Annotated in this window: 11 protein-coding genes and 1 pseudogene; 7 read left to right on the plus strand and 5 right to left on the minus strand. The window is 56.7% G+C overall.

The genetic code is table 11. The features are described 5' to 3' along the window. Window positions 1-395: 395 nt before the first annotated feature. Complete coding sequence (locus JCM25143_RS12445; RefSeq protein ID WP_025861427.1) at window positions 396-1,760, minus strand: amidase; 1,365 nt, start codon at window positions 1,758-1,760, stop codon at window positions 396-398. A gap of 487 nt (window positions 1,761-2,247) precedes the next feature. Here JCM25143_RS12445 and JCM25143_RS12450 point away from each other — a divergent pair, with 487 nt between their 5' ends. Next, window positions 2,248-3,636: an APC family permease gene (locus tag JCM25143_RS12450; protein WP_234395226.1), complete on the plus strand. Its 1,389-nt coding sequence runs from the start codon at window positions 2,248-2,250 to the stop codon at window positions 3,634-3,636. Between the two features lie 163 nt (window positions 3,637-3,799). Here JCM25143_RS12450 and JCM25143_RS12455 read toward each other — a convergent pair whose 3' ends face one another. Next, window positions 3,800-4,087: a hypothetical protein gene (locus JCM25143_RS12455; RefSeq protein WP_025861431.1), complete on the minus strand. Its 288-nt coding sequence runs from the start codon at window positions 4,085-4,087 to the stop codon at window positions 3,800-3,802. Between the two features lie 155 nt (window positions 4,088-4,242). Further along, window positions 4,243-4,980, minus strand: coding sequence for a DODA-type extradiol aromatic ring-opening family dioxygenase (locus JCM25143_RS12460; RefSeq protein ID WP_081773581.1), 738 nt, complete (start codon window positions 4,978-4,980; stop codon window positions 4,243-4,245). A gap of 417 nt (window positions 4,981-5,397) precedes the next feature. Here JCM25143_RS12460 and JCM25143_RS12465 point away from each other — a divergent pair, with 417 nt between their 5' ends. From JCM25143_RS12465 to JCM25143_RS12485, 6 genes and pseudogenes are all read left to right on the plus strand, one after another. After that, a complete protein-coding gene (locus tag JCM25143_RS12465; RefSeq protein ID WP_051543321.1) occupies window positions 5,398-5,730 on the plus strand; it encodes an acyl-CoA thioesterase in 333 nt (110 codons plus the stop codon). A gap of 138 nt (window positions 5,731-5,868) precedes the next feature. Continuing rightward, window positions 5,869-6,768, plus strand: a complete 900-nt coding sequence (gene folD, locus JCM25143_RS12470; protein WP_199897880.1) for a bifunctional methylenetetrahydrofolate dehydrogenase/methenyltetrahydrofolate cyclohydrolase FolD — start codon at window positions 5,869-5,871, stop codon at window positions 6,766-6,768. 89 nt (window positions 6,769-6,857) lie between these two features. Continuing rightward, entirely contained in the window at window positions 6,858-7,475 is a 618-nt protein-coding gene (locus tag JCM25143_RS12475; RefSeq protein ID WP_025861439.1) for an HAD family hydrolase, read from the plus strand. A gap of 115 nt (window positions 7,476-7,590) precedes the next feature. After that, a complete protein-coding gene (locus tag JCM25143_RS22800; protein WP_199897877.1) occupies window positions 7,591-8,337 on the plus strand; it encodes an NAD(P)/FAD-dependent oxidoreductase in 747 nt (248 codons plus the stop codon). 40 nt (window positions 8,338-8,377) lie between these two features. Further along, window positions 8,378-10,035 (plus strand): annotated as a pseudogene (locus tag JCM25143_RS22805) (FAD-dependent oxidoreductase). A 68-nt stretch (window positions 10,036-10,103) separates the two neighbouring features. Then, window positions 10,104-10,982: a phosphotransferase gene (locus JCM25143_RS12485; protein WP_025861441.1), complete on the plus strand. Its 879-nt coding sequence runs from the start codon at window positions 10,104-10,106 to the stop codon at window positions 10,980-10,982. 12 nt (window positions 10,983-10,994) lie between these two features. On the opposite strand, the gene JCM25143_RS24850 is transcribed toward JCM25143_RS12485, so the two are convergent. Continuing rightward, entirely contained in the window at window positions 10,995-11,333 is a 339-nt protein-coding gene (locus JCM25143_RS24850; RefSeq protein WP_369347373.1) for a zinc-binding dehydrogenase, read from the minus strand. Next, window positions 11,231-12,028 (minus strand): alcohol dehydrogenase catalytic domain-containing protein, encoded by a 798-nt coding sequence (locus JCM25143_RS19355; protein WP_267879960.1) that lies wholly within the window; start codon window positions 12,026-12,028, stop codon window positions 11,231-11,233. The genes JCM25143_RS24850 and JCM25143_RS19355 overlap by 103 nt, the downstream gene beginning before the upstream one ends. Window positions 12,029-12,228: the final 200 nt, after the last annotated feature.

Below are 12,228 nucleotides of genomic sequence, written 5' to 3' on the forward strand. Positions count from 1 at the left end.
GTGAACAAGCCGAGAACGCCTTTTCTTATCGGCGCCAGATAAGGAAACTCGGAGTAGCGGAATCCCGGCAAGCGGTCGTCACATGGCCCTTTATTCAAGGGAATAATCATTTGTAAACCAAAGATTCATAAATGGCGATAGAGCAGCCACAACCCGACTTCACATGCTGGCTGTCTGCAAAGCCGATCGGAACCCTGAATAGATAAGGGGAAGTCCTGAGGAATAGATTATAAAAGAGGCCGTGAGCGTCCCTTTTCCAAGGGAGAAATCAGGGTTGGCCGGGAGTGTGTGACACTTTTATGAAGTGCATGACATAAGCCACTGAAAGCGGTGTTACTGGCTTCTCATCCCTGATCGGCGCCCATACATGGCATGAGAAGCTCTTTCCAGCATGCTTACTCCGCCAGAAGATGTTCAAGCTGTGCTGCAATCTCAAACAGCCTGCTATCCTGCCCGTTCTGGCCCATAACCATAAGCCCGACCGGGGCATCGCCCGGTTTGTGGCATGGCAGGCTGATGGCGCACAGGTCCAGAAAATTGGCAATGGCCGTATTGCGAAGCAGCAGCATATTGGTGGCAACGTATTGTGCGTTGTCATCCATATCACTGATTTTAGGAGCGATAACCGGCACGGTTGGCAGAATGACGGCATCATAATGCACCATGATATCCGCCGCCTGCCTGATAAGCCGGGTACGGGCTTGCAACAGGGTAATATAGTCAACGGCAGTCTGTTCATGCCCTCGCAGAATACGCTGCAAAACGAACGGATCATAAGTCTGGGCATGTTCCGCCAGCAGGGGGGTATGCCATGCCAGTGCCTCGGCTGCGGGAAAGCCCCCCTTGCTGTTGGCGGTGGGAATATCGAGCAAAGGCGGGCAAGAGAATGTTTCCAGCGCAACGCCTTTGGCGGCAAGGTGGCTGAGGCAGTGTTCCCATGTTTGCGCGACGGTCTGGTCCATTCCGTCCATGACCATTGTGCTTAGGATACCGAGGCGAAGGGTGCTACCGGTTCGGCCGTTTGGTGCATCCTGCACATGTAAGGTGCCTGTGGCCATCAGGCTGTCTACAGCCCAGCAGCAGCGAACCGTGCGGCCGATACTGCCGACTGAATCCAACGTCGAAGAGAGGGGAATGGTACCTTGCGTAGAAATGCGCCCTGCTGTGGGTTTGAACCCGACTAGCCCGGTCAGAGCCGCCGGTATACGGCACGACCCCCCGGTGTCGCTGCCAATACCGGCCAGAGCCATACCGTCCGAAACCGAAATGGCGGCCCCGGAAGAAGATCCGCCGGGAATACGCTGCTCCTGCCTGCGCCACGGATTGGCCGGGGTGCCAAAATGGGGGTTAATGCCCACGCCCGAAAAAGCGAACTCCGTCATGGTCGTGCGCCCCATACTGAGCATGCCTGCCTGCTGAAGGTTACGTATGGCTGGGGCATCCATACTGGCCGGGGCAGCATTTTCCAGCACCAAGGAACCTGCTCGGCTGACACAGCCCGCCTCGTCAAACAGGTCCTTGACGGAAACAGGCAGGCCTGCCGCAATAGTGGGGGCGCGCCCCTGCTGACGCAGCGTGTCCATGATGTCTGCCTGCCGGCGGGCTGCATCAGCATGAACAGTCATGAAAACCCGCGCCCCTTCACCCTGCGGGTCATTGATACGCTCAAGAGCCTGTTCGACCAGCGCACGGGCTGTCGTGCGGCCATCCGCCAGTGCCTGTGCTGCAGCAAGCAGGGAAGGGTAGGGAAAAAACGTCATGACGGGTCCTGCTGGTGGGTGTTGGTCCATGCGCCCGGACATAGCATAACCCCGCGCTTTTCCGCTGGCACATGAAACCGGCAGCACCGAGTGTATCATGCCTATGATGAAGTGAAAGACGGCCCAGCACCGAGAGGCCGCATGTCATCAGGGAACCACTGAGCCTGTGTGACTGTGCTCTGATGTTATCAGATTGTGCCCGGCTGTCATTAGCTCAGACGGACAGCAGTCATAACATGAAAGATCAATCTACCCGCGAGGCATGCCCGGCGTGTGGTGGGAATAACGGGGCTTATCCGCAGAATGTGGGTTTTGAGTGGGTTCATTGTTGCGAAATTGTAATGAACTCCACGGGGGAAAAGGCAGAACCCTGATGGTTCCGGGGCATGTCATCACGTTGCATGGAAAGGGAAAGACTTTGACAAAAGAAAATAGAACAGTCCCGGTTTCGGAGAGCGGGCCTTCAGGGTTGAAGGGAAACCTCGGTGTGGCATCCATTGTCATGATGGTGGTGGCAGCCGCAGCGCCGCTAACCGTCATGGCAGCCAACAGCCCGCTTATCATCGCCATGGGCAATGGCATTGCGGCTCCGCTTGATGCGGCTATCGCCACACTGATCATGTATCTGTTTACCGCCGGTTTTATTGTCATGTCGCGCTATGTGACCAATGCCGGGGCGTTTTACGCCTATATCCAGAAAGGGCTTGGCCGTCAGGTCGGGTTGGCATCGGCTACACTGGCCACGGCTTCATACACATTTATCGTTCTGGCGCTGGAAGCCTATCTTGGCTACACGCTGGCCGAACTGCTGCACAACACCCTGTCCATTTCCGTGCCGTGGTGGGTCATGTCGTTTGTGGTTGTGTTTGTTGCGGGCTTTCTGGGTTACCGGCATATTGAAATGAGCTCGCGCTTTCTTGGCGTAGCCCTAGTGCTGGAAGTCGGGGTTGTTCTGCTGGCGGATCTGGTTGTGCTGGCAACCAAAGGCACAGCGGTTCTGGACCCGGCTCCTTTCACGCTGCATGCGGCACTGAATGGCTCGCCCGGTCTGGGGCTGATGTTTGCTATTTACTGCTTCATTGGTTTTGAATCGACCGTCATTTTCCGTGACGAAGCGCGCAACCCTGAAGTGACCATTCCGCGCGCGACCTATATTGCGGTGTTTGGCGTTGGCCTGTTTTACGTCATTTCCATGTGGTGCGAGGTCGCGGGCATTGGTCTTGGACAGACCGTACAGATGGCCAACGAACACACAGGCGATATGTACCTGATATTCATCAACACCTATATGGGTAAAGTGGCTTCAGATATCGTCAATGTTCTGCTGATAACCAGCCTGTTCGCCTGTATTCTGGCCTTTCATAATGTGGTGGTGCGCTATCAGTTTGTCATGGCACGCTACAACGTACTGCCTTCGGTTATTTCACGGGTGCATGACACGCATGAATCTCCCCATATGTCCTCGCTGGTTCAGACCGGCACCTCACTGGTGGGTCTGATCGTGCTTGTTGTGCTGGGTCTTGACCCCGTAACCCAGATTTATGCCTGGGCGGCCACAGCCGGAACACTGGGTTACATGGTTATTCTGTCCATGACCTGCCTGTCCATTCTGGCGTTCTTCAATGTGCGTCGCGCCGGTAAAGGGCATGTCTGGCATACGCTTGTAGCACCTGTTGGGGCGCTGGGCGGACTGCTGCTCTGTCTGGGGATCGCTATTGCCAATCTGCCCACGCTGATCGGGGGAGATAACGCCTCGGTTGCTGCGTGGGGGGTAGGCGTTCTGGTGATTGTATCCTTTGTTGTAGGATATGGCGCAGCAGGACGGTTAAAAATGAAAGACCCCGCGCGCTTTGAAGCGCTCAAAGAACTGGCCTGAAGTGTCCTTTCAGGGGCTGCCAGTCCGGCCCCGGAACAGGGCTGCGCATACTTGGGACTTTTGATTGTTTTTCGAACAAAAAAAACCGCCTGCCATCATAAGAGGCAGGCGGGTTTTATAAATCAGGTGGGGCCAGAGAACGCCACCACATAGGATACTTCTATCAGGCGTACAGGCTCAGCCCGGTCTGGTCGCTGCTGTCGCTCTGGTCGGTTGTTTGCGTGCCGCTGACGCTCATGACCGAAACGATATTTCCGCTTGAATCTTTTTCAATAATAACCGGCGTTCCATCAGCACTGGCTGATGTGATCGTAACATTGGAAGAAGACGAGGAAGATGAAGAGCTGGTTCCGGTGGAACTGCTCGTATCCGTCGTATCCGTGTCTGAAGTCAGCGTATCGAGCAGGCTGCTGGTCAGGGTAGCTGTGCTCAGTGACGTGGAGGATGACATGGCGTTTTCTTTCCTGCTCTCAGGCACGAGATCGCCTGACGAATGTATCAGCAAATAGTTTCTAGCATGGAATATCAATGCCAGACAATGAAAGCGCACTAACCAAGGCATCAAGCGCCAAATCAGACAGATGGCGCTGATACCAGAGGCCGAACCTATCCGAAGCGGAAGCCTGAAAGCGCCTTGCCCATGACAGTATCGCTGTAGGTACGGCTGCCCACATCATTGCCAGCGGCACCTGCCGCAAACATAAGAGGCAGAAGATGCTCCTCGCGCGGGTGGCAGATGCGTGCCCCGGGAGCATTCTCCCACGCCAGCAGGCGCTGGTTACGTTCCTGAGGCGAGGCTTCGAGCGTGTCGCGCAGCCATGTATCGAACTGCACGGATGTCTCATCCGTTTTGGGGCTGCCACTCATGAAGTGCCGCAGGTTATGGTAGCTCATGCCCGTGCCGATAATCAGGATATTTTCATCACGCAGGGGCTCAAGCGCCTGACCAACGCGCATTTCCTGTGCGGCATCCAGCCGCGCACTCATGGAGAGCTCAACAACGGGAATATCGGCATCAGGGAACGCGAGCAAAAACGGGATAAAAACCCCATGGTCGAAGCCACGCTTGGCATCATCCTGACAGGCAATCCCGTTCCGCTGGAGGAGAGCCTGCACATGGGCCGCCAGTGTGGGTGAACCGGGGGCAGGGTATTGCAGCGCGTAAGTATGTTCGGGAAAGCCGTAATAGTCATAGATCAGGGGAGGGTGTTCGCCCGTTGTGACTGTCGGCACGACGGTCTCCCAATGTCCGGACATGACCACAATACCAGAAGGCTTTCTGGGCAGGGTTATGGCCAGCCCTTGCAGATGAGCGGCCAGATTTTCCCACCCCGGCCAGTCCATGAAAAAGCACGGTCCACCACCATGCGGAAGAAAAAGCACGGGCTGACGTGTGGAGGCTGCTGTTTGCACGATATTCGGCCTTTTCTGGATGTAATCCGCAGTAAGGAGCCTTGCTCCTGTGAACAGATCACGTTTTCTGATGTGTTAAGGGATATATATCACGGGAATTGCGTTTTATTCCTGCCGGGTTGGATGGAATAATCTTCCATTCATCGCTCTTGAACGCATGGGCGTATGATCAACCCTGTGTGAAAAAAGGCCGGGCAGGGCTCATCTGTGCATTAAGCGCGTTACGGATAAGGGGAAAATGTGCAATTTTCCTTATGCTGTTATATCATGACCGGAGCCATTTCAGTGGAAAATGCGGAACAGAGTAATTGGATTCACGATGCTAATCTGGCCGTGCGCGTGGTGGCCATGCGGCGTGACACCAATGCCGCAGGCGATGTGTTTGGCGGGTGGGTTGCCTCGCATATGGATCTGGCGGCCAGCACGGCAGCGGAAGACCGGGCCGGGTGCAAATGCGCCACGGTAGCGGTCGATGGTCTGGTTTTTCATCGTCCCATGGCGGTGGGGGATGAACTAAATGTCTACACGCGTATCCTGCGTGTAGGCCGTACATCCATGACAATAGAGGTTGAAGCCATCCGCCGGGTGCGGCGTACGGCAATCCGGCAGAAAGTGACTCAGGCGCGGTTCACGTTTGTGGCCCTTGATCAGGATGGCCGCCCCTGCATGGTCGATCGATAAGCCGTATTTTTCCCGCTGGACAATCAGCCACACAAAAGCACAGACAGGTCAGCACAACCCTGCTGCCTGTTGTTTCATGCGCGAAAGCAGCCGGCAGGGTAGAGCCGTATGAAACGCAGTGGGGCAGGTGTGACAGATATGAACAAAGTGCGGGCGGATATTATCGATGGCAAAGCGTTTGCCGCAAGCCTGAGGCAGAAAGTAGCCACGCAGGTTACACGGCTGAAGGCCGAATATGGCATTGTGCCGGGGCTGGCGGTTGTCATGGTGGGGGAGGACCCCGCCTCTACGGTGTATGTGCGCAACAAGGAGCGCATGACGGTCGAAGTGGGCATGAATGGGCACGCTTTTCGGTTGCCCGCCGATGCCACGGAGACTGAACTGCTGAACCTGATCGGGCGGCTAAACGCCGATACCGCCATTCATGGTATTTTGGTGCAGTTGCCTCTGCCCGCGCATATGGATGCACGCAAGGTTATCAATACCATCACCCCCGAAAAAGATGTCGATGGTTTTCATGTAGTCAATGCCGGGCTGCTCGCTACCGGGCAGGAGGCCATGGTGCCTTGCACACCCCTTGGCTGCCTCATGCTGCTACGCGACAGGCTGGGCAGTCTGGCTGGTTACAAGGCTTTGGTCGTGGGGGCATCCAATATTGTGGGCAAACCCATGGCGCAGCTTCTTCTGGCTGAAAAATGCACGGTCAGTATCGCGCATTCGAGAACACGGGACCTGGAGGCGGAAGTCAGACAGGCCGAAATTCTGGTCGTGGCCGCAGGGCGTGCCGAGCTCATTCCGGGTGAATGGATCAGGCCGGGCGCAGTTGTTATCGATGTCGGGATCAATCGTATCGAACGTGACGGAAAGGCGGTTCTGGTAGGCGATGTGGCCTTTGAGGAAGCCGCCAAAGTGGCCGGGGCCATCACGCCCGTACCCGGTGGCGTTGGCCCCATGACCATCGCCTGCCTGCTGGCCAATACCCTGACCGCCTGCTGCCGCGCGATAGGCGCGTCCGAGCCCGCGGAACTCGTTGCCTGAAACAAAAAAACACCTGCACGCGCCGTAAGCGCGCCACCCTGCTGGGGTGGGCATGGCCGGGCGGGCAGGTCTGTACGGTGGAGACAGACATGATCTGTTTTGATTTTGATGGCGTTATTTCAGACTCCCTCCACATGTGGGGCGGCGTTCTGCACAAGACCGCAGCACGGTTCGGGATCGACCTGCCGGACGATGTACGCCCCTTCCAGCGTCTGCGTCCCCTTACCTTTGAAACACTGGGTAAGGCACTCGGGGTCGATCCAGTAGCGTTTAGTGACGCCATGGCCGCAGAAGCCGCCAGCAATGCCGCCATACCACCACTAGTTCAAGGCATGCGCGGTGTTCTGGACAGTCTGGCAGGGCAGGAGCCTCTTGTTATCGTCAGTTCAAGCCGCCGGGCTGTTATTGAGCGCTTTCTGGTGGAACATGATCTGAGCCACGCCTTTAGCGATGTAATCGGGAGCGATGTCTACCCCACCAAAGTCGAGGTTCTGCGCACATTGTTGCCCGCAGGGGCCAGAATCATGGTGGGAGACGCCGCCAGTGACATGGAAGCCGCACGCGCAGTCGGCATAGAAGCCATAGGCGTCTTGTGGGGCTGGCAGGACGCAGACATGCTGGTTGATGCACACCAACTGGTACAAACCCCGGCAGATTTGCTGGATGTGCTGAGAGCAAGTGAAGGACTTTCACTGCATAGCCACTGAAAACAACATATTATGTGGTTTTAATGTTGACTTGAATGGGAAAAGCCGCACACTGAACCCCTGAGACGAAAAGCACAGTCCGGGAAAGTCTTCCCGGCCGCACGGAGCAAGGTTCATGTCGGAGTTTCCCACACACGCGCGTGTTGTCATTATTGGCGGGGGCATCATGGGAGCCTCGACCGCGTATCATCTGGCCAAGCTGGGCTGGAAAGATACGATTGTCATTGAACGACATAAGCTGACATCTGGTACCACATTCCATGCGGCGGGGCTGGTGGGGCAGTTGCGCTCCAATGCGAATATCACCCAGTTACTGGGTGAATCCGTCAAGCTGTACAAAACCCTTGAGCAGGAGACCGGTCTGGCCACGGGCTGGAAAATGAATGGGGGCCTCAGGCTGGCCTGCAACGAGGAACGCTGGACCGAGGTGCGGCGGCAGGCCACCACGGCCCGCTCCTTCGGGCTGGAAATGCACCTGCTGACACCCAGAGAAGCCCTCGACCTGTGGCCGCTTATGGATATTTCGGACCTTGTCGGCGCGGCTTTCCTTCCGACTGATGGACAGGCCAACCCGTCCGATATTACCGCCTCGCTGGCCAAGGGTGCGCGCATGCACGGTGCGCGGATTTTTGAAGATACCGATGTCACGGGTTTCAAGGTTGAAAACGGCCGCGTGACAGAAGTGCAGACCAGCCGTGGCACCGTGCAGTGCGAGATTGTCGTGAACTGTGCAGGACAATGGGCGCGTGAACTGGGGGCCAAGGTTGGTGTGAATGTGCCGCTGGTCTCGGTCGAGCACCAGTACATGATTACCGAACAGATTGCAGGCGTTACCTCCAGCCTGCCCACTGCGCGACCCTGACCGCCTGACATATTATAAGGAAGAAGTAGGCGGGCTGGTCATGGGCGGGTATGAGCCTAACCCCATAGCCTGGGCTGCGGATGGTTTTCCCGACAAGTTCAATTTCCAGCTTCTGGGCTCGAATTTCGATCATTTCGAGCAGTTGACAGAACTGGCTCTGGGCCGCGTGCCTGCACTAGCTACCGCCGGGGTGAAAGAATTGATCAACGGGCCAGAAAGCTTTACGCCCGATGGCAACTTCATTCTCGGGCTGGCACCGGAACTGGACAATTATTATCTGGGTTGCGGCTTTAACGCCTTTGGCATTGCAGCAGGGGGCGGTGCAGGCAAGGTTCTGGCTGAATGGATCGTGGGGGGAGAGCCCCCTTATGATCTGTCCCCGGTGGATATTCTGCGCTTCGGACGCAATCATCAGGACGTCAACTGGGTGCGCAGCCGCACGCTGGAAGCCTATGCTAAACACTACACGATTGCATGGCCCAGCGAGGAATATAAGAGCGGGCGCCCCCTGCGGCGTTCTCCGCTTTATGACCGCCTTAAGGCTCAGGGCGCGGTGTTTGGCGAAAAACTGGGCTGGGAACGTCCAAACTGGTTTGCCGAACCGGGTGAAGACGCGGCGGATCACTACACCTTCAATCGTCCGAACTGGTTTGGAGCCGTTGCGCGGGAGCATGCCGCTACGCGCGATGCGGTGAGCGTGTTCGACCAGACATCTTTCGCCAAATTCGCGCTGGTCGGGCGGGATGCCGCCGATGCGTTGTCTGTTATCAGCGCGGCCAATGTGCACAAGCCGGTTGGTAGCCTGATCTATTCATTGATGCTGAACACACATGGCGGCATTGAATCGGACTTTACCGCCGCCCGGATTGCGCAGGACGAATACTACCTCGTATGCGGCACAGGGGCTGCAACCCGTGATTTCGACTGGCTCAGGCGGCATATTCCCAGTGGTATGGATGCACGCCTGCTCGATGTGTCCTCCATGTATTCTACCTGTCGCTCATGGGGCCTGAGGCGCGGCATGTGCTGGAAAAACTGACGCGTGATGATGTTTCCAACGCGGCCTTTCCGTTTGGCACATGGCGTACACTGCATATAGCAGGCGCTCCGGTGCGTGCGTTGCGCGTGACCTATGTTGGAGAGCTGGGCTGGGAGCTCCATATTCCGGTTGAATTTGCCGCAACTGTTTATGATGCGCTCATGCAGGCGGGGCAGGCTTTTGGCATCCGCAATGCTGGATACCGCGCCATTGAAACCCTGCGACTGGAAAAAGGGTACCGGGCCTTCGGTTCAGATATCGGGCCGGATCATACCCCATATGAAGCCGGGTTGGGCTGGCTGCTCAAGATGAAAAGCGGACTGCCGTTCATCGGGCGTGAGGCGCTGGAAAAACGGCGTAATGCGCCGCTGCGCAAGAAACTGGTCTGCTTTACGGTAGATGACCCATCAGTGGTTCTGCTGGGACGTGAAACCATTTACCGTAATGGTGAGCGCGTAGGCTGGGTTGGCTCGGCCGGGTTTGGGCATACGATCGGCAAGCCCATTGCTTATGGCTATGTCAGGCAGCCCGAAGGGGACGTAACAGATGAGTTCGTGCTGTCTGGTGCCTATGAGCTTGATGTCGCAACAACCCGTGTGCCGGCAAAAGCCTATCTGAAACCTCTTTACGATGAGCAGCGCACCCGTATTCTGGGGTAAGGGGCAGCAGGCAGAAGCGGGCCTGTCCGGCCCGCAGCTTCGTATGACAGGATACCGGGGTACGGTTCATGACACACACACTGCATGATCGGCTGAGGGCGCTGCCATGCTGGACGGCCCCGGTTGACCCTCGCCCGCTGGGGGGCGGCATTACAAACAGCAATTTTGTAGTGGAGGATGGTTCCCGCCGCTATGTCGTGCGCGTGGGCCAGGATATCCCGCTGCATAATGTCATGCGCTTTAACGAGCAGGCGGCCTCTTACGCGGCGGCTCTGGCCGGTATTTCACCACCAGTGCACTATGCGGAAGCAGACCTTCTGGTTATTGATTTCATCGAAGGGCAGACGCTCGATGCGGCTGGGGTGCGTGCGCGCCTTCCGGCTGTGGTGGAACTTGTGCGGCGCATGCATACGGGTCTGCGCGAACATCTTGCAGGGCCAGCCCTGAGTTTCTGGATTTTTCATGTGCTGCGTAACTATCTGAGAGTGTTACGGCAAAAAGACGCGCGACCGATTGCACAGCTTGAGCGGCTGGAACGAATAACGCAGGAACTGGAGCAGGGTCTGGGGCCGACGGAAACGGTTTTTGCCCATAATGACCTGCTACCCGCGAACTTTCTCGATGATGGCGAGCGGTTATGGCTGATTGACTGGGACTATGGCGGCTTTAATGCTCCACTGTTCGACCTAGGCAATCTGGCTTCGAACAATGCTTTCGACCCAGAACAGCGCGAGGCCATGCTGACACTTTATTATGGTCACCCGCCAGATGAGGCCCTGCGCTACCGTTTGCAGGTCATGGCCGTTGCTTCTCTGCTGCGCGAAGGCCTGTGGAGCATGGTTTCAGAAACGGAATCCACAATCGATTTTGATTACCGAGACTACACCCGCATGAACATGAGCGTGTTTGAGCAGGAGTTGCAGACACTCATGAGCATGCGGGGCTGAAAACTATTGCCCTTAGGGGGTCAGAACAACACGGCCGGGCAGACCACCCTTGCGGGTTTGCTCAAGGGCGTTTTCAAAAGCCTCCAGCGGCAGGGTCTGGGCAACAGGCACACGTAGGATGCCCCGGGCCAGCAGGTCTATGGCTTCGTGCAGGTCCGACAGCGTCGCGCCGACAGAGCCGATAAACGAGACTTCCCGCACAATCAGGTCAATCGGGTGGGTCTGGAACGTGTCCTGTGTATAACCGATCAACACCAGCCGCCCCCGGCGGCGCAGCATATCCATACCTGAACGGATGCTGGCCGCAGTGCCAACCAGTTCAAAAACGACATCTGCCCCTTCGCCTGTGATTTCTCGGACACGAGCACCAATATCGGCTCATGTGTGGAATCTATGGTGTGTTCGGCCCCGTTTTCATGGGCGAGGGTTTCCCGCGCCCCGCCGCGTCCTATGGCGATTACCCGCGCTCCGGCATTTTTGGCGTATTGCAGCAGAGCCAGCCCCACGCCACCCGTGCCGTAAACCACTACCCACTCTCCGGGTCTGATTGTAGCCAAACGCCCCGCATGCACGGCTGTTGAACCAGCACAGCCCATGATAGCAGCTTCGGCTGTGGAAACATGGTCGGGCAGGTGAACGCAGTTGCGCACCGGCACGCACACATATTCCGCAAAACCACCATCCGCATTGAAACCGGGCTGCGCACGTGGTGTGGGGCAGAGGTGCTCGTCCCCTTTCAGACAGTAGCCGCAGTGGCCACATCCTTCGTAATAATAAACAGCGGCCCGCTGTCCCAGCCATGAATCCGCCACACCAGCACCGCACTGGGTAATGGTGCCTGCAATTTCATGGCCCACGGCAAAGTTTCGCCCACCCAGATCAAGCAGCCCATCAAGGATGTGCAGGTCCGTCCGGCAGACACCACAGGCATTGATCCGCACCAGCACCTCGCCCTGAGCGGGTGAGGGAATGGATACTGCACGCAGGGCAAAAGGCTTGCCGGGTTCTATGAGTTGCACCGAACGCATGGTGGTCGATTCTGTCATGATATGGTTCCTGCGTTCTGGTATCGAAATGGTTTGTGCGGGGCATGATAGGGAAAGCGGAAAGACCCGGCAACCGCTGAAAAACGGCACGGAATGCCACTTTTTGAGGGTTACCCAGAGCGATATTAATTTGTTTTTTATATCAATAAAATTTTTTGTAACAGATTTTTGAATAAAAAAATTTCTAACTTCAGGCCGAT

The sequence above is a fragment of the Acetobacter papayae JCM 25143 genome (assembly GCF_000613285.1).
Taxonomy (GTDB): domain Bacteria; phylum Pseudomonadota; class Alphaproteobacteria; order Acetobacterales; family Acetobacteraceae; genus Acetobacter; species Acetobacter papayae.